Below are 22,888 nucleotides of genomic sequence, written 5' to 3'. Positions count from 1 at the left end.
TTGCTTCTTCTCGAAAAAAGCTTTCCACCCTATAGCATGACCATAAAAACCTGTCATATGTAAAACAACAGATCGCTTTTTCTCCATCTCTAGGATACCAACTTTTCGACAAATCGGCAACACAATGACATAATTGTTTCTAATTTTATTAATTCGATTTTAGAGGTAAATACTTTTTCACCGCGTCTCTGATCTCGTCAATGTCGAAAGGTTTTGCAAAATGAGTCAGCGCTCCGAGCTCTTTTGATTCCTTAATCATATCGAGTTCTCCGTAAGCGGTCATAATAATGACGCGGATGGAGCCGTCGATCATTTTCATGCGTTTGAGAATTTCGATTCCGTCCATGCCGGGGATTTTCATATCTAAAAGCACAAGATCCGGCCGTTCTTTCGTTACGATGTCCAGCGCCTGTATGCCGTTGGCGGCCTGAAACGTCTGGTACCCTTCTTTATGAAACACTTCATTGAGCAATATACGTATACCGTATTGGTCATCTACGATTAAAATCTTTTCATTCATCATTTTACACCCCAATATTATCATTTTCGTCAAAAGGAAGCAGTTGTTAATGTATTCTGTTTGATTTTCACATTTCCTTTAATTATAATAGTCTACTTTCCGACATTTTCTGAGCATTTTCTCTTTTGTTGTATACTGTTCTTGTAAGTGTAAAGGAGGTTTCACTCATGTTAAAGATCTTTACGACGCAGCTTGCAGGCATTTTTTCCCGCATTCAGGATAAGGAATCTGAAGCAATAGAAGACGGCGCGCGGCTGCTGGCTCAGGCTGCCGTCAGCGGCCATTCCATCTATTTATACGGCGCAAATGAGATGCAGGGCATTTTGTGCGAGGCGGAACTCGGTTCTGAACCGCTGCCTTCGGTCAAGGCGTTTCCGGATACAGCTGATTCGATTACAGAAAGCGACAGGGTGCTGATGTTCTGTTCAGGCCCGGGTACGGCTGAAGAACAGGCGCTGGCAAAAAAGCTTTATGAAAAAGGGATCGGCCTTGTGTGCGTGTCTCCCGTCATCAAGGATCAAACCGGGATTGAGGCATTTTGTGATGTTCATATTGACAGCAAATTAAAAATGCCGCTTCTGCCCGATGAAGACGGAACAAGATACGGCTTTCCTTCATTAATGACAGGCCTGTATGTCTATCACGCACTGTCCTTTACATTAAAGGAAATGGTGCAGGAATATGACTGATGAAGAAAAAAGACTTGCCGCTTTTAACGGAGGCAAGTCTTTTTTTATTACTTCTGTTCGGCAGCTTGTACGGAAGCGCCGATAAAGTCTTTGAATAAAGGCTGAGGTCTTGTCGGTCTTGATTTGAACTCAGGGTGGAATTGGCAAGCGACATACCAAGGATGGTCTTTCAGCTCGATAATTTCCACAAGGCGGCCGTCAGGGCTTGTACCTGAGAACACAAAACCGTTCTCTTCCATTTGCTGTCTGTATTCATTGTTGAATTCATAACGGTGGCGGTGGCGTTCGTATACCACTTCATCCGCATATGCTTCGAAAGCTTTCGTGTCTTCCTGAAGCTTACAAGGGTACAGACCGAGACGAAGCGTTCCTCCGAGATCCTCGACATCTTTTTGTTCAGGAAGAAGGTCAATGATCGGATAAGGAGTGGACGGATCGATCTCCGCAGAGTGAGCCCCTTCCAGACCTAATACGTTTCGTGCATATTCAATGGATGCAATCTGCATACCGAGGCAAATGCCGAAGAACGGAATTTTATTTTCACGCGCGTACTTGGCGGCGATGATTTTCCCTTCTACACCGCGGTCTCCGAAACCGCCGGGCACGATGATTCCGTCTGTGCCGTCAGTCAGCTCTTGAATATTGCTTTCCGTCACTTCTTCGGCGTTAATCCATTTGATCTTCACATCAGCGTCAAACGCATAGCCCGCGTGGCGCAGTGATTCAACGACTGAAATGTAAGCATCTTGAAGCTCGACGTATTTTCCGACGAGACTGATTGTAATGGTTTTAGACAAGTTTTTCACTCTTGTGACAAGGTCTTTCCATTCCGTCATATCCGGATCTTTGCACTCTAATTTCATATGATCGCAGACAAGCTTATCGAGTCCCTGCTCCTGAAGGTTAAGCGGGATGGAGTAAAGGTTGTCCGCATCTTCACATTCAATAACCGCTTTCGTGTCAATATCGCAGAAGAGCGCGATTTTATCTTTCATATCTTGAGAAATCGGCATTTCTGTGCGCACGACGATGATATTAGGCTGAATGCCGAGGCTTCTCAGCTCTTTTACGCTGTGCTGCGTCGGTTTTGTTTTCAGCTCGCCCGCCGCTTTGATGTACGGAACAAGCGTACAGTGAATGTACATTACGTTTTCATGGCCGATGTCGCTTTTCATTTGACGGATGGCTTCAAGGAACGGAAGGGATTCGATATCTCCCACGGTTCCGCCGATCTCAGTAATGACTACATCTGCATTTGTTTCTTTGCCGGCGCGGTAAACGCGGTCTTTCAGTTCATTTGTGATATGCGGAATGACCTGAACCGTTCCACCGAGGTAGTCCCCGCGGCGTTCTTTCTTCAATACAGCAGAGTAGATTTTACCGGTCGTCACATTGCTGAATCTGTTCAGATTAATGTCAATGAAACGCTCGTAGTGCCCTAAGTCAAGGTCAGTCTCAGCGCCGTCATCGGTTACGAACACCTCACCGTGCTGGTACGGGCTCATCGTTCCCGGGTCAACGTTGATATAAGGGTCAAATTTTTGGATGGTGACGCTCATGCCTCTGTTTTTCAACAGGCGGCCCAGTGATGCTGCCACAATTCCTTTTCCGAGTGAAGATACAACTCCCCCGGTTACAAAAATATATTTCGTCATTTCGTTTGCTCCTCTCTTCGGTCTGCGCTACATTCTTTAAAATGTGCCGTTTTATAGAAAATCATTTCACTAAAAACAAATGATGTATAAAAGAATTTGGGAGATGAAAATAAGAAAGCTCCCTTTCAATTTCTTGAAAGGGAGCGTAGCACTCTTATGAATTCTCTTCTTTTTGAAGAGCCCAAAATACATACTACATAGTTCGACAATGAAAGTCAAGATCGTTTTGCTGCTATGAAATCAGCGTTTTTGATCCTCGTCTTCATCCTCATCATCTTCCTCATCTTCTTCAAGCATATCCTCTTCGATCTCAAGATCGTCGTCATCTTCTTCATCGTCGATATCTTCGTCGTCAAAGCTGTCTGCTTCAAGATCAATATCTTCTTCCAATTCATCGAGATCGATGTCATCTTCATCAACTTCCTCGAATTCGTCAAGATCAAGATCTTCCTCAACGGCTTTTTTCGCTTTTTTCTTTTTCGCTTTTACAGTCGGCTGTGTTTCTTCGTCCAGCTGATCGTACGGATACCAGCTGCGAAGCCCCCAAGTCTGATCTGACAGAGCAATAAAGCGGCCGTCAATGTTGAGGTCGGTATAAAATTGGGCGATGCGGTCACCCAGTTCCTCTTTCGTAACACCGAGCAAGGAAGTAATTTCATTCAGCAGCTCCTGGAACGGAACCGGTTTTTTATGTTCTGAGAAAATTTCGTGAGCGATTTCAACTAAAGCCATCTGCTTCAGCTGTTCCTGAGAATATTGTTTGATACTCAAGGTCGGACACTCCCTTTCTATTACTTATATGTATCTGTTTCTATCCTATAATAAGAACGATTTTGTATTGTTTTGTTCATAAACCATACCTCTCATTATAAACAAATTAAAACAGAATATGCTACCCTTAACAGTGTAATTTAAGAAATTTTAGAGGCGTCCCTTCATAATTCGGCCGATGTGCGAAAACAAAGCCGCCGGCATATGCGCGGGCGGCCTGCTTCTCTCTATGAAGACTCTTGTTTTTCCGTACCGAATACAGACATGGCGAGCAATTCACTGACATCATAAGTGCCGATCGCGTCTTCGGCTTCTTTCGCTTTTGTACCGTCACCGAGCATGGTCAGGCAGTAAGGGCAGCCGGAGCTGATGACCGTCGGGCTGACAGAAAGCGCCTGCTCAGTCCGGGCCGTGTTGATTCTCACTCCCGTTTCTTCTTCCATCCACATGAGGCCTCCCCCGGCGCCGCAGCACATTCCGTTTTCGCGGCTGCGCTCCATTTCCTTCAATTGAACGCCCGGGATGGCTTTTAAGATCGCTCTCGGCGGCTCATACACTTCATTGTATCTGCCTAAATAGCATGAGTCATGGAAGGTGATCGTTTCATTCACCGGATGAAGCGGTTTTAGTTTCCCCTGCGACACCAGCTCGGCTAATAATTCAGTATGATGATAGACTTCAGCCTGGAATCCGAAATCCGGATATTCATTTTTGAACATATTATAGGCGTGCGGGTCAATCGTGACGATTTTTTTGATCCCGTGTTTTTCAAATTCGCCGATGTTGTGTTCCGCCAGCTCTTGGAACAGAAACTCGTTGCCTAAACGGCGCGGCGTATCGCCTGAGTTTTTTTCTTTATTGCCGAGTATCGCAAAGGATACGCCCGCTTCATTGAGCAGTTTTGCAAATGAGACGGCGATCTTTTGGCTTCTGTTGTCATAAGAACCCATTGAACCGACCCAAAACAAATAATCAAACTCTTTCTCTTGTTTTTTCATTTCTTTCACTGTCGGAATCTCTGTATCCGTCTGCTCCCGCCAGTTTTCCCGCTCTTTCCGGTTTAAGCCCCACGGGTTTCCCTGTCTTTCAATGCTTGTCATGGCCCGCTGCGCATCGCTGTCCATCTTCCCTTCCGTAAGCACAAGATAGCGGCGCAGATCGATAATTTTATCAACGTGTTCATTCATGACCGGACATTGATCTTCACAGTTGCGGCATGTGGTGCACGCCCAGATTTCCTCTTCCGTAATGACCTCGCCGATTAAGCTCGGGTTGTAGTCAATGGCTGCCGCCGCTTCACGCGACCCTCCCCCTGAGGAAGCCGCCGCGAGCTGATTCGCCTTCGTATGCTGAAAAACGGGCGCGGGCACCCACGGAGATTTTGATGTCACGGCAGCGCCCTTTTCCGTCAGGTGGTCTCTCAGCTTTAAGATGAGATCCATCGGTGAAAGCATTTTGCCCGTACCGGAAGCAGGACACATATTTGTACAGCGGCCGCATTCGACGCAGGCATAAAGATCGACAAGCTGGGAGCGGCGGAAGTCTTCAATCTTTCCGACACCGTAGCTTTCTTTCGTTTCATCGGTGAAATCAATTTTTTCCAGTTTCCCTTTTGAATCCAGCCTGCTGAGGAACACATTCGCCGGACCCGCAATTAAGTGTGCATGCTTTGACTGCGGCACGTACACTAAAAAGCTGAGCAAAAACAACAGATGAAGCCACCATGAAACATAAAACACGGCGGCTGCGGCCGGTGCTGAAAGACCGCCGAGCACAAACGCAATGGAGGAAGCGATCGGCTCCGTCCAGGACAAAGAATGATCGTGCCATAAAAGGTTCATGGCGTTCCCGAGAAGCACCGTCACCATCAGTCCGCCGATGAACAGCAGGACAAGCCCCGCTTTAAACCCGCGTTTCAGTCTGACGAGTTTTTCAATGTAGCGCCGGTAAAACGCCCAAACCACAGCGATTAAAATAAGAAACGTGACGATTTCCTGAAAAAAGGTAAAGGCCGGATAAAGCGGGCCGAACGGCAAATGCCGGTCGGGAAGCAGCCCTTTCAGAATAAAATCAATTGCGCCGAACTGAACGAGTATAAATCCGTAAAAAAACAGAACGTGGATGATTCCGCTTTTTTTATCTTTCAGCAATTTTTTCTGTCCGAACACATTCACCCATATCATTTGCAGACGTTCTTTCAGGCGTTTATCAAATTCTTCCCTTTGGCCGAGCTTAATATAAGCGATCCTCGTTCTGATCAGGTAAATGAATAAATAAACGGCGTAAGCGGTTACAGCTAAGAACAGCAGCGCGTTTACCATGAGAAAAGCGTTCATCTTGTCTCCCCCTTTGTTCTGATTCCCCTCTGCATTGTCATATCTTTACTTTATCATAAATAATGAATGAGTGTTCAGTCAATAATTAAATTCGCATTCTCAGGGCACACTACGGATACTTCGGAAAGGAGCGTCGGTATGAAGGTCTTTATTGTGTTGCTTATCATTTTTATCATTTTAATCGCACTTATGCTGTTTGATATGCTGCTCGGCCGGGCGGCGTACAAAAAACAGGCGTATGAGCCCGTTTTTGACCCGAAAAAGAGTGATATCAGACTCATTCACTGCGGCGGCGAGCTGGTGCAGCAAATGACGGCCGATATCCGCCAAGCCGTCTCTTCTATTCATATGATGTTTTTTATTATGAAGAACGACCAAGTCTGCCTTGATATGTTTCATTTATTGAAAGAAAAGGCGCAGGCCGGCGTCTCCGTATATCTGCTGCTTGATTGGGCGGGCAGCCGCCAAGTGAAAAAGCCTTCTATTCAAACGATGAAAAAAGCCGGCGTTCACGTTCATTTTCTGAACAAACCCGGATTTCCATTTCTTTTTTTCAGGCTGCAAAAACGGAATCACCGGAAAGTAACCGTCATTGACGGCAAAATCGGCTATGTAGGCGGATTCAACATCGCGGAAGAGTATCTCGGCAAAAAAGCGAAGTTCGGAAACTGGGAGGATTATCATCTGCGGATGACCGGCGAAGGCACGGCGGATCTCCAGACTCTTTTTTTAAGCGACCTGAAACGAAACACCGGAAAAACACCCGAGTCACCCGAGGTTTATCCGCCGTTGCCGGAAGGGAATATCTCTCATAGGACATATGCGTCGGACGGTTTTTCGCTTGAATCGCATTATGAAAACTGCATCCTTAAGGCGGAGAAAAAAATCATAATCGGCACGCCTTATTATGTACCGAGCAAAAGGCTTCAAGCAGCGCTTATTGCAGCCTGCCGAAAAGGCGTCAAAGTCACTTTGATCGTGCCGATGAAGTCAGACCATCCGCTCGTTCGGGAAACAGCGTTTACCTATTATCCCGAGCTTTTGAAAGCAGGCTGTCTCATCTACCGGTATTATCAAGGCTTTTATCACGTCAAAGCCTTCATTATAGACGACCGCATCAGCATTATCGGTACGCCGAACTTTGATAAACGGAGCCTGTTCTTGAATGAAGAAGTGAATGTCATCATTAACGATGAGGCCTTTACGGAAGAAGTGCTCTCAACCATAAAGCAGGACATCGAAAAATCCGAGCTTCTCACATTAGAAAAAGTGAAACAGCGCTCCGTCAGACAGCTTCCTGCAGAATGGCTGGGAAAAGCCATATCTTATTTTTTATAAAGGAGAAACCATATGCTGTTCAGATTCGGTTTCGTTTCAAACGCCATGTGCCTTTGGGACGCATCCCCCGCCAAAACCTTAACATATGCGCGCTATACAAAACTTTCACCCGGCGAGCGGAAAGAAGCCCTGCTTTCTGTGACGAAAGCAAATCTTACCAATACGCTGCGCACCCTCCACTATGCGGTCGGACACGGCATCCCTTTGTACAGGTTCTCAAGCTCGATTGTGCCGCTCGCCACGCACCCGGATGTACTGTGGGATTTTGTCACGCCGTTTCGCCAGGAGTTCCGTGAGATCGGCGGGCTGGTCAGAAAATATGATCTCAGAACGAGCTTTCACCCGAACCAATTCACCCTTTTCACAAGCCCGAAACGGGAGATTACCGCTAATGCGGTCAAGGATATGGCCTATCATTATGACATGCTGGACGCCATGGGCATCGCGGACCGCTCCGTCATTAACATTCATATCGGAGGCGCTTATGGCGACAAACAAAGCGCGCTTGACCGTTTCAGCATGAATCTGAAAGAACTCCCCGATATCATCAAACAGGGGATGACTTTGGAAAACGATGATAAAACGTATACATCTGAAGAAACACTCAGTGTATGTGAACAAGAGGGCATTCCGTTTGTGTTTGATTATCATCATTTTTACGCCAATCCGGCCGATGACGCTGATTTAGATGACATTCTCCCGCGGATGATGAAAACATGGCAGCGGATCGGCTTAAAGCCGAAGGTCCACCTCTCCTCGCCAAAATCAGAAGCAGCCGTGCGCAGTCATGCGGACTATGTGGATGCGAATTTTATTCTGCCGGTGCTGGAGCGGTTCAGACAATGGGAGACGGACATCGACTTCATGATTGAAGCGAAAGAGAAAGACCGGGCGCTGCTTCGGCTCGTCGAAGAATTAAGCGCTATCCGCGGAGTCAAACGCCTGGCGGGAGGCGTGCTGAGGTGGAAAGCATAACCAGGTTTATCACCGGTTTATATGGGGAATTTCCGAAATAACAGATCATCAGACGGAGGAGAAAACATATGAAAAATATAACATCTTTGAAAATAGCCGCTAAGAAGTTCACTTTACGAAATATGCTTCAGCTTTATCAGCTTTGCCACACGGGAGGCCACGAGCTGTATATCTACTCTAAAAAAACGATGTGCAAAATCAAAGACATCATCGAACTGGAAACGTTCAGAATGGCGCATAAAGAACAAGAATATTTAATTGTAGTGGAAGGAAAGAAAGCGGTGCAGCTCATTGACCGTTTCAAACATATCATCGAACCTGCGCATAAAGAAGCCCATTAAATACGGACTACATAAAAAAGGATAGACAGGAGGCGCCTCGGCCCCCGTTCGTCTATCCTTTTTCTATATTAATGAATCAGTTCGCCGAATTGCGCCTGATGGAGTCTTTGGTACATGCCGCCGGATGCCAGAAGTTCCTTGTGGTGCCCTTGTTCGGCGATGCCTTCTTTCGTGACGACGACGATCCGGTCCGCATCCTTAACCGTAGCCAGCCGATGGGCGATTACAAGTGTCGTGCGGCCTTCAGAAAGTTCCTGCAGAGACTTTTGAATGGCGGCTTCCGTCTCTGTATCGAGAGCCGATGTAGCCTCATCCAAAATTAAGATCGGCGGGTTTTTCAAAAACATTCTGGCGATGGAAAGCCGCTGCTTCTGTCCGCCTGACAGCTTCACTCCGCGTTCGCCGATCACCGTGTCTAAACCGGCAGGATACCCGTTTACCAAATCCTCTAAATGCGCCTGGCGGACGGCCTGCCAGATTTCTTCCTCGGAAGCGTCCAGCCGTCCGTAAGCAATATTTTCCCGCAATGTGCCGGAAAACAGAAAGACATCCTGCTGGACGACGCCGATTTGTCCGCGCAGAGATGACAGCGTCATGTCTTTAATATCAATTCCGTCTATGGAAATCGCGCCTTCAGACGGTTCATAAAAACGCGGCAGCAGACTTGTCAGCGTTGATTTCCCCGCTCCCGAAGGCCCGACAAATGCAACCGTCTCCCCCGCTTGAATGGACAAATTAATACCGGACAGCACCGGATTGTTTTCTTCATAGCCGAATGACACATGATCATAGCGGATATTCCCTTTTAAACCCGACACATGTTTCGCATTCGGGGCATCCTTGATGTCAGGCTCCGTTTCCAGAATTTCCATAAAGCTTTTAAAACCGGCAATGCCTCGCGGGTACATCTCAATAATCGCGTTGATTTTATCAATCGGACGGAAGAGAACGTTTGTCAACAGCACGAAAGCGACGAATTCCCCGTAGGATAATGATCCGCGGATGACAAACCATGTGCCGCACAACAGGACGAACAGCGTGACGAATCTTGTCAGCATGTAACTGATTGAGCCGTTTTTCGCCATGATTTTATATGACGTCAGCTTTGTTTTGCGGAAACGCTGATTGTTCACGTCAAACCGCTGCTGTTCAAACGCTTCATTACTGAAAGCCTGGACAAGGCGGATGCCGCCGATATTGTTTTCGACCCTCGCGCTGAAATCCCCGACGTCTTTGTTCAGTTTTGTAAATGCAGAGGTCATTTTTTTATTGAAATACAGAGCGAGCCAAATGACGACCGGCATGATGATAAACGTCAACAGCGCGAGCTGCCAGTTAATGAACAGCATGACGCCGAACGCGCCCAAAATCGTCATGATGGCGATAAACAGATCTTCGGGCCCGTGGTGGGCGGTTTCTCCGATATACATCAAATCATTGGTGAGCTTGGACATTAAACTGCCCGTTTTATTGTTATCGTAAAATTTGAAGGAAAGCTTTTGCAGATGGTCAAAAAGCTTTTTCCGCATATCGGTTTCAATGTTAATGCCGAGCATATGGCCCCAATACGTCACAACATACTGAAGTGCCGAGCTGAGGGCGTAGACCCCGAATAAAGCAGCGGAAGTCAAAATAATCAGACTCCAATCCCGGCCCGGGAGCAATGTATCGATAAAGTAATTGACAATCAGAGGAAAACTCAGCTCCATCAATCCGCCGGCAATGGCAGAAAAGAAGTCGAGAAAAAACAGCTTTTTGTACGGTTTATAATAAGAAAAAAATTGTCGCAGCACGATTCCGTCCTCCTTGTGCCTCGTTCCTAATGATAATATTTCTCAATTATACTATACACAAGGAGTTTTAAAAGCGTTTTTTATAAAACGCCGGAAAATAACCGCGCGAAGGATTCCTTCGTTCTTTCCCATAATGTGCGCTTATAGAAACGGACGGGGCTGATTTTCTCAGACTCTCTCATATCCTCCAGATAATGCGCTTCAAGATCTTTGATCGCCTTTTGATCTGTAAAAAAGACATTGACCTCAAAGTTCAGCTGAAAGCTTCTCATATCCATATTCGCCGTCCCGACAGAAGCGAGGTTTCCGTCAGTGATGAGCACCTTTTGATGCATAAAGCCTTTTTGATAGGAGTAGACTTCGATTCCTTCGCGAAGAAGCTCGGGGAAATACGATCTCGTCGCGTACTGGGTTAAAAACCCGTCATTGGTTTCCGGCACCATAACACGCACCTGGACGCCTCTGGCAGCTGCCTCCTTTAACGCTGTGCGGATCGGCTCATTCGGTACGAAATAAGGCGTCGCAATCCATACAGACGATTCGGCTGCCGCAATCATGGCATAATACAGGTCGCTCATCCGCTCCTTCATATCAGGGCCTGTCGGAACGACTTGATAGATGCCGCCGCTTTCTGCAGGGACCGGGCGGCTGTATGCTTTCTGATCAATAAGCACCTCATCCGAAACGTATTCCCAATCAAGCATAAAAATGCTGTGGAGCGTCTGAACAATTTCTCCTTCGACTTTCATATGGGTGTCACGCCAAAAACCGACATTTCGGTCTTTGCTGATATATTCCTTGCCGACATTCAGACCGCCGACAAAACCGGTTTTCCCGTCAACGATCACGATCTTACGGTGATTTCGGAAATTGAATTTCTGGTTGAAAAAGCCGTATTTCAGCGGCAGAAACGGGACGATATTCACACCCGCATGTTTCAGTTTTTTAATGTCTTTTCCGGCCAGCTTCAAGCTGCCGGCCGCGTCGAACAAAAACCGCACTTCCACACCTTCACGGGCTTTTTCCATCATAATCTCCATCATCTTGTGCCCGAGCATGTCTGATTTGAACATGTAATACTCAATATGTATAAATGACGTTGCCGCCCGAAGCGCCTCAAACAGCTCAGGGAATGTTTCATCCCCGTTTTTGAGCACCGTCAGCCTGCTTTTTGTATTGATATTCATATGGGCCGCTTTGATTGAATACTGAAAGAAACGTTTTTGATTTCCTTTCAATCCGGACAAGTCGGGAGTTTGCTCCATATCAAATATCGTCCTCAGCTTTTCCCGGTTATATGTCCGTTTCGACCTGAACAGCTTGCCTTTTTCATAAAGCTGGCCGGAAAAAAGGTAAAATAAGTACCCGGCGATCGGAAAAAAGACAAGAATGTGAATCCATAACAGCGTGTGCTGCGAGGTGCGGTTTTCTAGGATTAACGAATAAATGCTGAACAAAATAATGCTTGCATAGCAAAGCAATCCGCCGTAAAACTCAAGCCTGGAAACCGGAAAAAACCATATGACATATGCTCCGATAAGCATCATATATAAAAAGCAAAATTCCAGTCTCCTTTTCAGCATCCCGACTCTCCCCCATCTGATCCGATATCTCTGTATACCCTCTGTTTTCCGGCCTGTAAACATATGAAAAGCCTCTCCGAACGAGCGGAAAGGCTTACGATGAGGCTTCCTGTGATTGCCCCGTCGTGAGGTTATGAAGCAAAACCGGCTTGAGGGAGCTGCTGTTTTTGATTTTATTTTTAAAAATGCCGATGATCAGGCCCGTGACCGCAATCGACACTAAGGAGAAGATCCCTCTCAGCAATCCGACAGAGAAAATGCCGGCCAGCACTACGCCAAAATCGAAGAGGAAATTAACCGCACCCGGATTCCATCCGCAGCGCTTTTGCAGAAATAAAGCGAGGATATTGGCCCCGCCGAGCGATGCCTGATGGTAAAACATGAGCGACAGGCCGAACCCGATCAGCGATCCGCCGCAAATCGCCCCGGCAAGCGGTGAAACAGAGAACGGCGGCAGCCAGTGATCTGCGCCTGTAAACATAGTCAGCACTGTGACGGCAAAAACGGTAGATAGAGTGAATTTAATGCCCATTCTGATGAGGGAAAATACATAAAACGGGATATTAATCAGAAAGAAGATAACGGCAAACGAGGGTTGAAACAAATATGACAAGCTTAGTGACAGTCCGGCCGTGCCGCCGGTTAATATATGAGAATGTCTGAGTGTCAGGATGCCGGCGCTTGTCATGAGACAAGCAGCTACAATGAAGAAAACCCGCTTCATTCTTCACTCTCCTTTTTTGCATGTTATTTCACATCAAACATAACAGGAATCCCGGCCGCCCAGCCATTACATTGGCAGAAAATATCTTATATTTTTATTTTTTTCATCATAAAAATCCCCCTCTTGCAAGGGGGATTTTCATGAGCGTTTCCGATAAACAACATAGCTGCGGGTCAAATACTTGAGCGGCAGGCTGAACACATGAACCAATCTTGTAAACGGCCAGAGGATAAAAACAACATACCCAATGATGATATGAAACTTAAACCATAGCGGGACACTCTCCATCAAAGAAGCGTCAGGCCGGAACAAAACGATTTCCCTGAACCACGGCCCGACTGTCGCCCTGTAATCAAAGCCTTTCGAATCAATGTTGAGAAACGTGGCCGCAACGCCTGACAGCATCATGAACAGAAGCAGGATGAGCGTAAGGATATCCGATGGCGAGCTGGTTTTGCGGATTCTTTTGTCAAACAGCCTTCTGTACGTCAGGATCACTAGTCCGGTACATGCCGCAATCCCTGCCGGCAGTCCCGCGCCAATCGCTATTTTGTGATACATATGCTCTGAAATGCCAAGTGCAGTATACACGCCTTCCGGAATCAGAATTCCCATGACATGTCCGCCGACAACGAACAGCAGTCCCCAATGAAAAAGTGTGCTGCCCGCCGCGAGTTTTTTCTTTTCTAACAGCTCGCTTGATTTCGCCGTCCAGCCAAACTGGTCATGCTGATAGCGGTAAATATGCCCGCCGATAAAAATCGTCAATACAATGTACGGCATAATCCCCCACAGGATCCGCTCGCTCATGCCTGAACAGCCCCTTCTTCAATGCATTCACGCACGCCGAGAGTGTCCAGCGCGGCCAGCAGGGCATGCAAGAGCCCGGCGTATATGCTGTCATTTTTTTCAAGGCGGGATGCCAGCTCCCTCACATTGGATAGATATTTCTCAAACACGCTTTTCGCCGCTTCAGTCTCCGCAGCAGCCGCAAATTCCAGCATCAGCGGCAGGTAATCAGGCAGTTCTTTCTCTGTCGGCAGGAAACCGGATTGCTGGTATGCGTTCTTCAGCTGCAGCAGTTCAATCCCGCGCTCCCTTTGCTCGCCTGAGTTAAAGTAGGTGACGTACATATTCGTTTTTTTCCCGAAATCGAACGTATAGACATAGTGTTCAATCAGCGCTTCCGGAGAAAATCCGGCTGCCGCCTCTAAAAAGTGCAGCAGCTTCTCTCTGATTTTCCGGCTGCTGATTTCAAGAATAAGAGACTTCCAATCAGGAAGCTCGGCTCTCCATTCTTCATCAGGATAAGAAAGAAGACAGGAAAGAGCAGAAAACGTAATTTGCCGGTCCATGGGGTTCATCTTGTTCCACCTCATTTATCAAAAGTTAGAAACAAGAGCCTGGGCCGCCTGAAAATGATAAGCCGCAGCTCCCTTGTTCAGCGTATAAATCAGACACTTCTTCCCGATGGCTGCTCGGGATCACAAAGCGGTCATCATATTTGGCGATCGCCAGCAGCCGATACATGTCTTTAATTTGCTGTTCTGTTAAACCGACGCTGGAGATCAGTGCCGGGTCGATGGATTTATTCGTCTGAACCGCTCTCATATATTGGCGCATAACAGACATTTTCTTTAACGTGGACCGAATATGATCCGTATCACCAGCTGTTAATAGCTGCGCCAAATAGTCAATCGGAATTCTCATTTGGTCGATAGCCGGGAAAATATCTTCCGCTGTTTGCTGGCTGCCTTTTCCTTCAAAGAGATTCATAATCGGGCTCAGCGGCGGAATGTACCAAACCATCGGCAGTGTGCGGTACTCTGGATGAAGCGGCAGCGCAATCTTCCAATCGATGATCATTTTATAGATTGGCGATTGCTGCGCGGCCTCTATCCATTCAGCCGGGATGCCTTGTTCTTTTGCCAGTTTGGCAACCTCAGGATCATTCGGATCAAGAAAAACGTCCAATTGGGAATGGTAGAGATCCTTTTCATTTTCAACAGATGCCGCTTCCTCGACTTTGTCCGCGTCATACAGCATGACACCGAGATAGCGGATTCTGCCGACACATGTCTCGGAGCAGATGGTCGGCAGCCCCGCCTCTAAGCGTGGAAAGCAGAGTGTGCATTTTTCCGCTTTGTTCGTTTGCCAGTTAAAATAGACTTTTTTATAAGGACACGATGACACGCAATATCTCCATGAACGGCACGCGTTTTGATCCACGAGCACAATGCCATCTTCTTCGCGTTTGTACATGGCGCCGGACGGACAGGATGACACGCATGCCGGATTGATGCAGTGTTCGCAAATACGCGGCAGGTACATCATAAAGACCTCATCGAACTCCGTTTTGATCGATTCCTCCATTTTTTGAACGTTTGGATCTTCAAGCCCTGTAATGTGGCCGCCCGCGAGATCATCCTCCCAGTTCGGGCCCCATTCGATATTCATGAAATCCCCCGTCAGTGACGATTTCGGCCGTGCCACCGGCTGGTGTTTTTTCTGCGGACTGTTTGTTAATGTTTCATAATCATAGTTCCAAGGTTCATAGTAATCATCAATTGTCGGCTGATTCGGATTATAGAAAAGGCCTGCAAGCCGGTTTGTTTTCGGGCCGGATTTCAGTTCAAGCTTCCCTTTTTTCAATGTCCAGCCGCCTTTATATTTGCCCTGGTCCTCCCATTGCTTCGGGTAGCCGATGCCCGGCTTTGTTTCTACATTATTGAAGTACATATATTCCGCACCGGAACGGTTTGTCCACGTGTTTTTGCAGGTGACGCTGCATGTGTGGCAGCCGATGCATTTATCCAAGTTCATGACCATCCCGATTTGCGCTTTAATCTTCAAGCCAATCGACCTCCTTCAGCTTGCGGATGACGACATTCAGGTCGCGCTGGTTTCCCGTCGGGCCGTAATAGTTAAAGCCGTAGCTGAGCTGGGCATAGCCCCCGATCATCTGTGTCGGCTTGACGTGAATCCTTGTCGGGCTGTTATGGGTGCCGCCGCGGTTATTTGTCAGTTTTGTGCCGGGCACGTTGATATGGCGGTCCTGGGCATGGTGCATAAACGCCATTCCTTTAGGAATCCGGTGAGACAAAACCGCCCTCGCGACGACAACGCCGTTTCGGTTAAAGCATTCAATCCAATCGTTGTCTTTGATATCCGTATCCGCGGCGTCATCTTTATTCATCCACACGGTCGGCCCGCCGCGGAACAGCGTCAGCATCGGCAGGGAATCAAAATACATGCTGTGGACGGACCATTTATTATGCGGCGTCAAGTAATTAAGGACGATTTCTTTGCCCTCTTGGTCAGGCCGTTTGCTTAGAAACGGGCGATGCTGGAGGATCGGTTTAAATGTCGCCATCGTTTCACCGAATTCCATCATCAGTTCATGATCGACATAATAAGATTGTCTGCCGGTCAGTGTCCGCCACGGAATTAATTTTTCTACATTCGTCGTAAACGGCGAGTACCTGCGTCCCCCTTTTTCTGAGCCGGTAAAGGCCGGAGAGGTGATGACCGTTTTCGGCTGGGCTGTAATTTGTTCGAACGTAAAGCATTCTTCCTCCCGTTCTTCCGCCAGGTCTTTCAGCTCCAGATTTGTGATGTTTTCAAGTGATTCCCATGCTTTTACGGCGACTTTTCCATTGGAGGTGGACGACAGGGTTAAAATCGCTTCCGCCGCCTGCTTCGCTTCACTTATATTCGGACACCCCTTTGCGACGCTGTCCGAGGTGATTTCTCCAAGTCTCTTTTTGAGTGATTCATATTCATCGGCTATCGACCAGCTCATGCCTTTTGTGCCGCTCGGTTTTAAAGCCGTATGAGGCCCGAGCGCGGTCATTTTATGAAAGATGTGCTTGTAATCCCGTTCAACAACATGGATGTTCGGCATTGTTTTTCCCGGAATGGCTTCACATTCGCCCTTGCTCCAGTCATTGATTTTGCCGAACGGCTGGGCCAATTCCTGCATTGTGTCGTGGAGGAGCGGCGTTGCAACCACTTCTTTCACCGGCTCCATCTCGACTTCTTCCGCCAGATCGGAAACGGCTTTTGACAGGGCCTTGAAAATATCCCAGTCTGACTTCGATTCCCACGGTGCCGAGATCGCCGGAGCAAAAGGATGGATGAACGGATGCATATCCGTGCTGCTGAGATCGTGTTTTTCATACCATGTCGCCGCCGGCAGCACGATATCGGAATACAGCGCCGTACCCGCCATTCGAAAATCGAGATTGATTAATAAGTCGAGCTTCCCTTCCGGTGCCTGCTCCCGCCATTTGATTTCTTCAGGGCGGATGCTGTCGCTGTCGTCATTCATCAGACCGTTCGTCGTCCCCAGCAGATGCTTGAGAAAATATTCATGTCCTTTTCCTGAGCTTGAGATCAGATTGGCACGCCATACGAAGAGATTCTTCGGGAAATTGGCTTCATTGTCTGGATCTTCAATCGCAAATTTCAGCTTTTTGTTTTGAAGCTGCGAGGCGACGTACGCACCAACGTCTTCAGGTGTCTCCGCCCCCGCTTTTTCAGCTTCTTTGTACAGGTCAATGCCGTTTTTATCGAAAGTCGGGTAGGACGGCAGCCACCCTAATCGCGCCGCCAGCACATTGTAATCGGCGTGATGCTTGTAGCGGGATGAAGAAGCGATCGGTGAAGCCAAGTCACTGATCGGCTGGTCTTCGTAACGCCACTGGTCTGTCGCAAAGTAGAAAAATGAGGTGCCGTTTTGCAGCTTGGGCACGCCTTCCCAGTCCTTTGCATTTGCGATCGTTTGCCACCCTTCAGCAGGACGGAGTTTTTCCTGACCGACATAATGAGCCCAGCCTCCGCCGTTTACGCCTTGGGCGCCTACGAGTAAAACAAGATTTAACACCGCGCGGTAGATTGTGTCGGAATTGAACCAGTGGTTAATCCCCGCTCCGACGATAATCATGGATCTGCCGTCAGTATCAATCGCATTTTGAGCAAACTCTCTGGCAATCTGAATGACGGCTTCTCTTTTAATTCCCGTCATCTGTTCCTGCCAGCCAGGTGTAAACGGCTCAGGATCATCATAAGAGACAGCTGATTGCTGACCGATGCCCCGGTTCACCCCGTAGTTGGCCAATATCAAGTCAAACACGGTCGTGACGTACGTCTCTTCGCCGTTCAGATCCAGTTTTTTAATAGGAAGATCCCGCTTGAGCACTTTGTTTCCGTCATTTGAAAAATACGGAATGCGCACCGAGCCGATTTCGTCCTCTATTCCAAGCACAGAGAGTCGGGGTTCAATCGGTTCCCCGGTGTCTTCATCGATCATATGCAGGTTCCATTTCTGCTGCCCGTCCCAGCGGGAGCCCATTGTTCCTTGCGGTATGGCAAGAGCGCCTGTCTGATCATTCCAGACCGCAGGCTTCCATTGATCATGCTTTGTCTGCCGCCCGATGTCCTTCGCATGCAGAAAGCGGCCCGCTGTGTATACGCCGTTTTCTTTTGACAGAGTGACGAGGAATGGAAAATCCGTGTATTGCTTCGCATACTTGATAAACCGCTCCGTCTCTTGATTCACGTAAAATTCCTGTAAAATGACATGCCCCATAGCCATCGCAAGCGCCCCGTCAGTCCCTTGGCGGATACTGAGCCAGTCATCGGCGAACTTTGAGGATTCCGCAAAATCCGGACTGATCGAAATGACCTTAGCGCCTTTATAGCGGGCTTCCGCCAAAAAATGTGCGTCAGGCGTTCTCGTTAACGGAACGTTGGAACCCCATGTGATGATATAGCCTGAATTGTACCAATCACTGCTTTCCGGAACGTCCGTCTGGTCGCCCCAAATTTGCGGGGACGCCGGCGGAAGATCCGCATACCAGTCATAGAAACTGAGCATAGGGCCGCCGATTAAAGACATGAATCGCGAACCTGATGCGTGGCTGATCATGGACATCGCCGGAATCGGAGAAAAGCCGACATTCCGGTCAGGTCCGTATTTCATGACTGTATACAGCAGAGAGGCTGAAATCAGCTTCAGCACCTCAGACCATTCAGCGCGCACAAATCCGCCTTTCCCTCTTGCCTGTTTATAAGACTTCGCTTTTTCAGGATTTTCAACGATTGATTTCCAGGCATCAAGCGGATTTTGATGCGCCTGCAGTGCTTCCCGCCACAAATTGACCAGCACACCGCGCACGTACGGATATTTCACACGGAGCGGGCTGTAGATGTACCACGAAAAACTGGCGCCCCGCGGACAGCCTCTCGGTTCGAAATCAGGCATATCCGGGCCTGTTGATGGATAATTCAAGTTTTGTCCTTCCCACGTGACAATTCCGTTTTTCACATAAATATTCCAGCTGCAAGAACCCGTGCAGTTGACGCCGTGGGTGGAGCGAACGACTTTGTCGTACTGCCATCTGTTTCTGTATACATTCTCCCAATCACGATCTTCGCTAGTGGTTTGGCTATGTTTATTTGAATGATGTTCGATAGGAGAAAAATAGTTTAATCTCCTGAACAGCGGACTCATTTTCTTTTTCTTCATGATCGTTCACTCCTTCCGAGTCAGGTGATGCTACGTACACTATAAACAGAGAGAGCGCATTTCCTTGTGAACTATGTCACACACTCTGCTTTTTTCACAAAACGTTCACACAAAGGAGCAGGAAAGACGGCGGCGTTCATGGCAGGACGTTTTCTTTCAAAGAAAAAAACCGGTCCTATTTAAGAACCGGGTTCAGCGTTTTCATCGCGTGATGTATGCAGATACCTCAAAAACAACTGATAGGAACAAAAGACATTTTGCTGAAGCATCGCCAAAAAATTCATTTGCAGCTGCGGATGGTAAGACATCATCTGCTTAAAAATGGAATATGGAATATGTAGTGCCAGAATGTCCGGTGAGGCATTGACTGAGATAAAAGGCGATAAAGAATGCCCGCCTTTTTCATCAATCGGAAACACATCGCCTTTTTCCCACAGCGCAACGGTTTGCGATCCTTCAGGCAGCCTGCTGTCCTTAAAATGGATACTGCCTTTTAATACAATATAAACGGATTGTGAATGAAGAAAGGATGGGGACTGATCAGATGATCCGCTGATAAACGTCCCGTTTTTCAGCAAAGTTTCGACAATGGACAGGGGCACTTCGTTAAACATAGGAAGTTGTTTCAGAAATAATAAATAGTCACACTGATTCATAGGAAAGCCTCCTGTGCTGATGATAGCTTTAGTGTAGCCCGATTGAGCCTGTGCGGCAGTGATGTATTTCACAGCTTGTATGATGAATATCACTTATCAGGAGGATGCCTGCATTTATAATGACATACAAAAGGAGGATTTCGATGAAGGTGATGATTCCGAATCAGCACGGCGCATGGGCGATGCTGCTGATTCCGTTTTTACTCGGCATGGTCAAAGGAGGCCCGGTTTTCTGGCATATTCCGCTCTTTCTGGGCTGGCTTTTCCTTTACTTGGCGGTTTATCCCGTTTCGCTTGCCTTGAAAAAGAAACGGCTCAAACCCTATCAAAAGTGGATATCTATTTACGGTTTTCCGGCCTGCTGCTTTTTGATCATTTCTATCTATCATAAACCGCAGCTCGTCTGGGTCGGCCTTTCTTTATTGCCGCTGTTTCTTATCCATATGCATTATGCCCGCCGAAAAAACGAACGGGCGCTCGTGAATGATATGGCGGGAGTTTTGTTCTTTTGTTCAGGCGGGCTTGCGAGCTGCTGGCTGGGGACGGGAACCCTTGACGGCTGGGCTTGGTTTATTCTCTCTCAATCTGCTTTATTTTTTATCGGAAGTTCCTTTTATGTGAAGTCGGTCATCCGGGAGAAAAAAAACAGAACATTTGCATACTGGTCTTGGGGCTATCACCTGCTGCTCCCTTTTTTATCGTGTCTTCTCGGAGCAGGCTGGGCATTTCTCGCTTTTATCCCCAGCAGTTTGCGGGCGTGGTTTTTTCACGGGAGAAATTGGCCCGCGAAAACGATCGGCATGCTGGAAATTGCAAATGCCGGCTTCTTTTTCGCCGTCATGTGTATATGTATCACAAATTGAAAAACAAGGACACCGGCTGTCCTTGTTTTTTCAGTCAATATTGCAGATTTCCAGCGGACAGTTTTCACACTCAATCTCACATCGTAAATAGTCCCGCTTGTGCAAAATAATTTTTCCCGTTTCGTCTATCGAAATAACCCCTTGTTTGCGCAGATCTCCCAGCATGCGGTTGACACTTTCCCGTGCCGCCGCACAAAACTTTGCCAAATCCTGATTTGTCAGCACAATGTTAATCAGAATCCCGTCGCTTCGTTCCACCCCGTAGCTGTTTGACAGACGGATAAGGGTGGAATAGAGCGCCCCTTTTTTGCCGTGAAGAAGCAGATCCCTGATCTTAGACTGGATTTTTCGCAGATGGGTGCTCATCCATTTCATAAATTCAAACGTCAAATTACCGTTTTGAATCAATTCCTTTTCCAGCTTGTTTTTATTAATGACGAGCACCTCGCCGTCCTCTAACACTTTTGCACTGAGCATATACCTCGGCTCTTCTGTGAACAGTGTCAGTTCCCCGACGATATCGTGTTTCTGGCAGATTCTAAGTGTCAGGTCTTTTCCGTCAGACGTCAGCTTGCCGATTTCAATGAGCCCCGATTGAATCAGATAAAGCTCTTCTGCATCCATTCCTTCTTGAAACAAATAGGTGTGTTTTTTCATTTTCTTTTTCGTGCTGATTGATTCCAGCAATTCATGCAGTTCACGGGAAAGAAGTTCTTTATCAGATTTTCGGACAGAGAGAATATTCATGAGCTCACCTCGAAGAAAGTCACGTTGCGTATATATATTGTAACGTGACTTGATTTGCACTCACCCAGAAAAAACTAACAATCTTGTGAATGGATCATTATGAATTGAGGCTCTGACTGTTTCTCTCCGTATGTGTTTTCATTCTTTCCTGCCAATACAGCCAGATCACAAGAACAAAGCTGGCTAACGCAACCTCTGAAAGCGCCATGAACCCGATCGCGTATTGGCCCGTTGCCTGAAATACACTTGCCAGAATCAGCGGAGGGAAAAAACCGCCCAGTCCGCCCATAGCAGACACAATACCGTTGGCAATCCCCGCCTGCTTCGAAAAATAGAAAGGCACCAGTTTAAATACCGTCCCGTTTCCAATCCCTGAGCAGACTGCCACCGTCAGTGATCCGAACGCATAGAGGCCGATCGTCAGCGAGAAAGACAGCATAACGCCTGACAGCGTAAGCCCTGCGAAAACGAACATCAAAATGCGGAGCGGGTTCATTTTATCGGCAAGAAATCCTCCCGCTGGCCTGAGCAGCGTAGAGACCGCAATAAAGCCGGCCGTCCGCAGCCCTGCATCCGCGGGGCTCAGCCTGAAATGCTCAACCAAAAAGTTCGGCAGATAGATGGTAAAGGCGACAAAAGCGCCAAACGTAATAAAATAAAACATGCTCAAAAACCACAGCACATGATTTCGGTAAACAGCTTTGATTTGGGTTTTTACGGAAACTTTGGCCTTCTTCTCATGCCGGTCGCCGAACAAAACGTGCAGTAATGCGAAAACAGCCAGCAAAACGAGATACATCTGCACGGTTGCTCTCCATCCCGCGGCCTGAGCGATAACCGGCGCCGCAAAAGTGGTAATGGCGGTTCCGATGTTTCCAGCACCGTAAATCCCATTGACGGCACCGTGCTTTTCTTTCGGATAATATTTCGGAAGCGACGTCACTCCGATGGAGAATACCGCCCCTCCGATCCCTAAGAAAAAGCCGCCCGCGATTAAATCAAACAGAGAATCCGCCATACTGATCCAAAACACGGGAAACAAAAGCAGGATGAAGCTGATCATGAACATCAGCCTCGCGCCGTACCTGTTCGTTAAATACCCTAAAGGAATGCGGAGAAGCGATCCGAGAATAACGGGAATCGCCGTCACCAATGAAATCTCGCCTTTGGTTAAATTAATATCTGATGTCATTTGGGAAATGAGCGATGAAATCAGCACCCACACCATAAACCCCGCCACTAAGCTTAATGACTGCAACGATAATTGAATATGTTGACGATTGATCATTCGGCTTGCCCCTTTCACTGATTCAATATCAGTCTTATCATACAAAAACTCGGTGTGCGGGATTGTGAAGTACATCACAC

At 47.5% G+C, this 22,888-nt stretch carries 19 protein-coding genes; 5 read left to right on the top strand and 14 right to left on the bottom strand.

From position 1 onward, the window contains the following. Window positions 1-148 precede the first annotated feature (148 nt). Complete coding sequence (gene spo0F, locus Y79_RS0110385) at window positions 149-523, bottom strand: sporulation initiation phosphotransferase Spo0F (RefSeq protein ID WP_095241197.1); 375 nt, start codon at window positions 521-523, stop codon at window positions 149-151. 164 nt (window positions 524-687) lie between these two features. Between spo0F and Y79_RS0110380 the strand changes: the two genes are divergently transcribed. Continuing rightward, window positions 688-1,209 carry a DUF2529 domain-containing protein gene (locus Y79_RS0110380; protein ID WP_016937616.1) on the top strand — a complete coding sequence of 174 codons (522 nt, stop codon included), beginning with the start codon at window positions 688-690 and terminating at the stop codon, window positions 1,207-1,209. Between the two features lie 47 nt (window positions 1,210-1,256). Here Y79_RS0110380 and pyrG read toward each other — a convergent pair whose 3' ends face one another. The 3 genes from pyrG to Y79_RS0110365 form a co-directional block, all read right to left on the bottom strand. Then, complete coding sequence (gene pyrG, locus Y79_RS0110375; RefSeq protein ID WP_016937615.1) at window positions 1,257-2,864, bottom strand: glutamine hydrolyzing CTP synthase; 1,608 nt, start codon at window positions 2,862-2,864, stop codon at window positions 1,257-1,259. A gap of 240 nt (window positions 2,865-3,104) precedes the next feature. Then, window positions 3,105-3,635 (bottom strand): DNA-directed RNA polymerase subunit delta, encoded by a 531-nt coding sequence (gene rpoE / locus Y79_RS0110370; protein ID WP_016937614.1) that lies wholly within the window; start codon window positions 3,633-3,635, stop codon window positions 3,105-3,107. A 227-nt stretch (window positions 3,636-3,862) separates the two neighbouring features. Next, the gene (locus tag Y79_RS0110365) at window positions 3,863-5,971 is read right to left on the bottom strand and encodes a (Fe-S)-binding protein (RefSeq protein WP_016937613.1); all 2,109 of its coding nucleotides are present in this window, start codon (window positions 5,969-5,971) and stop codon (window positions 3,863-3,865) included. A 138-nt stretch (window positions 5,972-6,109) separates the two neighbouring features. Between Y79_RS0110365 and cls (Y79_RS0110360) the strand changes: the two genes are divergently transcribed. From cls (Y79_RS0110360) to Y79_RS0110350, 3 genes are all read left to right on the top strand, one after another. After that, window positions 6,110-7,309 (top strand): cardiolipin synthase, encoded by a 1,200-nt coding sequence (cls, locus tag Y79_RS0110360; RefSeq protein WP_016937612.1) that lies wholly within the window; start codon window positions 6,110-6,112, stop codon window positions 7,307-7,309. A 12-nt stretch (window positions 7,310-7,321) separates the two neighbouring features. Further along, window positions 7,322-8,284, top strand: coding sequence for a UV DNA damage repair endonuclease UvsE (gene uvsE / locus Y79_RS0110355; protein ID WP_016937611.1), 963 nt, complete (start codon window positions 7,322-7,324; stop codon window positions 8,282-8,284). A gap of 68 nt (window positions 8,285-8,352) precedes the next feature. Further along, entirely contained in the window at window positions 8,353-8,625 is a 273-nt protein-coding gene (locus Y79_RS0110350) for a hypothetical protein (protein ID WP_016937610.1), read from the top strand. Between the two features lie 68 nt (window positions 8,626-8,693). On the opposite strand, the gene Y79_RS0110345 is transcribed toward Y79_RS0110350, so the two are convergent. From Y79_RS0110345 to Y79_RS0110305, 8 genes are all read right to left on the bottom strand, one after another. Further along, window positions 8,694-10,418 carry an ABC transporter ATP-binding protein gene (locus Y79_RS0110345; RefSeq protein WP_016937609.1) on the bottom strand — a complete coding sequence of 575 codons (1,725 nt, stop codon included), beginning with the start codon at window positions 10,416-10,418 and terminating at the stop codon, window positions 8,694-8,696. An 80-nt stretch (window positions 10,419-10,498) separates the two neighbouring features. Further along, window positions 10,499-12,001: a cardiolipin synthase gene (gene cls / locus Y79_RS0110340; protein WP_016937608.1), complete on the bottom strand. Its 1,503-nt coding sequence runs from the start codon at window positions 11,999-12,001 to the stop codon at window positions 10,499-10,501. Between the two features lie 94 nt (window positions 12,002-12,095). Continuing rightward, window positions 12,096-12,725 (bottom strand): YitT family protein, encoded by a 630-nt coding sequence (locus tag Y79_RS0110335; protein ID WP_016937607.1) that lies wholly within the window; start codon window positions 12,723-12,725, stop codon window positions 12,096-12,098. A gap of 138 nt (window positions 12,726-12,863) precedes the next feature. Then, on the bottom strand, window positions 12,864-13,535 hold the full coding sequence (gene narI / locus Y79_RS0110330) for a respiratory nitrate reductase subunit gamma (RefSeq protein ID WP_016937606.1): 672 nt from the start codon (window positions 13,533-13,535) through the stop codon (window positions 12,864-12,866). Beyond that, window positions 13,532-14,089 carry a nitrate reductase molybdenum cofactor assembly chaperone gene (narJ, locus tag Y79_RS0110325; RefSeq protein ID WP_016937605.1) on the bottom strand — a complete coding sequence of 186 codons (558 nt, stop codon included), beginning with the start codon at window positions 14,087-14,089 and terminating at the stop codon, window positions 13,532-13,534. The genes narI and narJ overlap by 4 nt, the downstream gene beginning before the upstream one ends. A gap of 25 nt (window positions 14,090-14,114) precedes the next feature. Then, entirely contained in the window at window positions 14,115-15,578 is a 1,464-nt protein-coding gene (narH, locus tag Y79_RS0110320) for a nitrate reductase subunit beta (protein WP_016937604.1), read from the bottom strand. Further along, window positions 15,568-19,254, bottom strand: coding sequence for a nitrate reductase subunit alpha (locus Y79_RS0110315; protein ID WP_016937603.1), 3,687 nt, complete (start codon window positions 19,252-19,254; stop codon window positions 15,568-15,570). Before Y79_RS0110315 ends, narH begins: the two co-directional genes overlap by 11 nt. Window positions 19,255-19,433: 179 nt before the next feature. Next, entirely contained in the window at window positions 19,434-19,910 is a 477-nt protein-coding gene (locus Y79_RS0110305) for a cyclic nucleotide-binding domain-containing protein (protein ID WP_016937601.1), read from the bottom strand. A gap of 143 nt (window positions 19,911-20,053) precedes the next feature. On the opposite strand from Y79_RS0110305, the gene Y79_RS0110300 reads away from it, so the two are divergent. After that, the gene (locus tag Y79_RS0110300; protein ID WP_016937600.1) at window positions 20,054-20,773 is read left to right on the top strand and encodes a YwiC-like family protein; all 720 of its coding nucleotides are present in this window, start codon (window positions 20,054-20,056) and stop codon (window positions 20,771-20,773) included. A 30-nt stretch (window positions 20,774-20,803) separates the two neighbouring features. Here Y79_RS0110300 and fnr read toward each other — a convergent pair whose 3' ends face one another. Then, window positions 20,804-21,520, bottom strand: a complete 717-nt coding sequence (gene fnr, locus Y79_RS0110295; RefSeq protein WP_016937599.1) for a fumarate/nitrate reduction transcriptional regulator Fnr — start codon at window positions 21,518-21,520, stop codon at window positions 20,804-20,806. Window positions 21,521-21,617: 97 nt separating this feature from the next. Further along, complete coding sequence (locus tag Y79_RS0110290; RefSeq protein ID WP_016937598.1) at window positions 21,618-22,808, bottom strand: nitrate/nitrite transporter; 1,191 nt, start codon at window positions 22,806-22,808, stop codon at window positions 21,618-21,620. Window positions 22,809-22,888: the final 80 nt, after the last annotated feature.

The organism is Bacillus siamensis KCTC 13613 (genome assembly GCF_000262045.1).
Taxonomy (GTDB): Bacteria; Bacillota; Bacilli; order Bacillales; family Bacillaceae; genus Bacillus; species Bacillus siamensis.
The sequence above is the reverse complement of the archived record's forward strand: the minus strand, read 5'-3'. Positions and strand labels throughout refer to the sequence as shown.

Bases quoted from the DNA above. Each gene is read 5' to 3' on its own strand.
- Y79_RS0110305 (WP_016937601.1), bottom strand. From the start codon at position 19,910: ATGAATCAGTGTGACTATTTATTATTTCTGAAACAACTTCCTATGTTT.
- pyrG (WP_016937615.1), bottom strand. From the start codon at position 2,864: ATGACGAAATATATTTTTGTAACCGGGGGAGTTGTATCTTCACTCGGA.
- Y79_RS0110335 (WP_016937607.1), bottom strand. From the start codon at position 12,725: ATGAAGCGGGTTTTCTTCATTGTAGCTGCTTGTCTCATGACAAGCGCC.
- uvsE (WP_016937611.1), top strand. From the start codon at position 7,322: ATGCTGTTCAGATTCGGTTTCGTTTCAAACGCCATGTGCCTTTGGGAC.
- cls (WP_016937612.1), top strand. From the start codon at position 6,110: ATGAAGGTCTTTATTGTGTTGCTTATCATTTTTATCATTTTAATCGCA.
- fnr (WP_016937599.1), bottom strand. From the start codon at position 21,520: ATGAATATTCTCTCTGTCCGAAAATCTGATAAAGAACTTCTTTCCCGT.
- spo0F (WP_095241197.1), bottom strand. From the start codon at position 523: ATGATGAATGAAAAGATTTTAATCGTAGATGACCAATACGGTATACGT.
- cls (WP_016937608.1), bottom strand. From the start codon at position 12,001: ATGCTGAAAAGGAGACTGGAATTTTGCTTTTTATATATGATGCTTATC.
- Y79_RS0110380 (WP_016937616.1), top strand. From the start codon at position 688: ATGTTAAAGATCTTTACGACGCAGCTTGCAGGCATTTTTTCCCGCATT.
- Y79_RS0110315 (WP_016937603.1), bottom strand. From the start codon at position 19,254: ATGAAGAAAAAGAAAATGAGTCCGCTGTTCAGGAGATTAAACTATTTT.
- narJ (WP_016937605.1), bottom strand. From the start codon at position 14,089: ATGAACCCCATGGACCGGCAAATTACGTTTTCTGCTCTTTCCTGTCTT.
- Y79_RS0110290 (WP_016937598.1), bottom strand. From the start codon at position 22,808: ATGATCAATCGTCAACATATTCAATTATCGTTGCAGTCATTAAGCTTA.
- narI (WP_016937606.1), bottom strand. From the start codon at position 13,535: ATGAGCGAGCGGATCCTGTGGGGGATTATGCCGTACATTGTATTGACG.
- Y79_RS0110300 (WP_016937600.1), top strand. From the start codon at position 20,054: ATGAAGGTGATGATTCCGAATCAGCACGGCGCATGGGCGATGCTGCTG.
- Y79_RS0110365 (WP_016937613.1), bottom strand. From the start codon at position 5,971: ATGAACGCTTTTCTCATGGTAAACGCGCTGCTGTTCTTAGCTGTAACC.
- Y79_RS0110350 (WP_016937610.1), top strand. From the start codon at position 8,353: ATGAAAAATATAACATCTTTGAAAATAGCCGCTAAGAAGTTCACTTTA.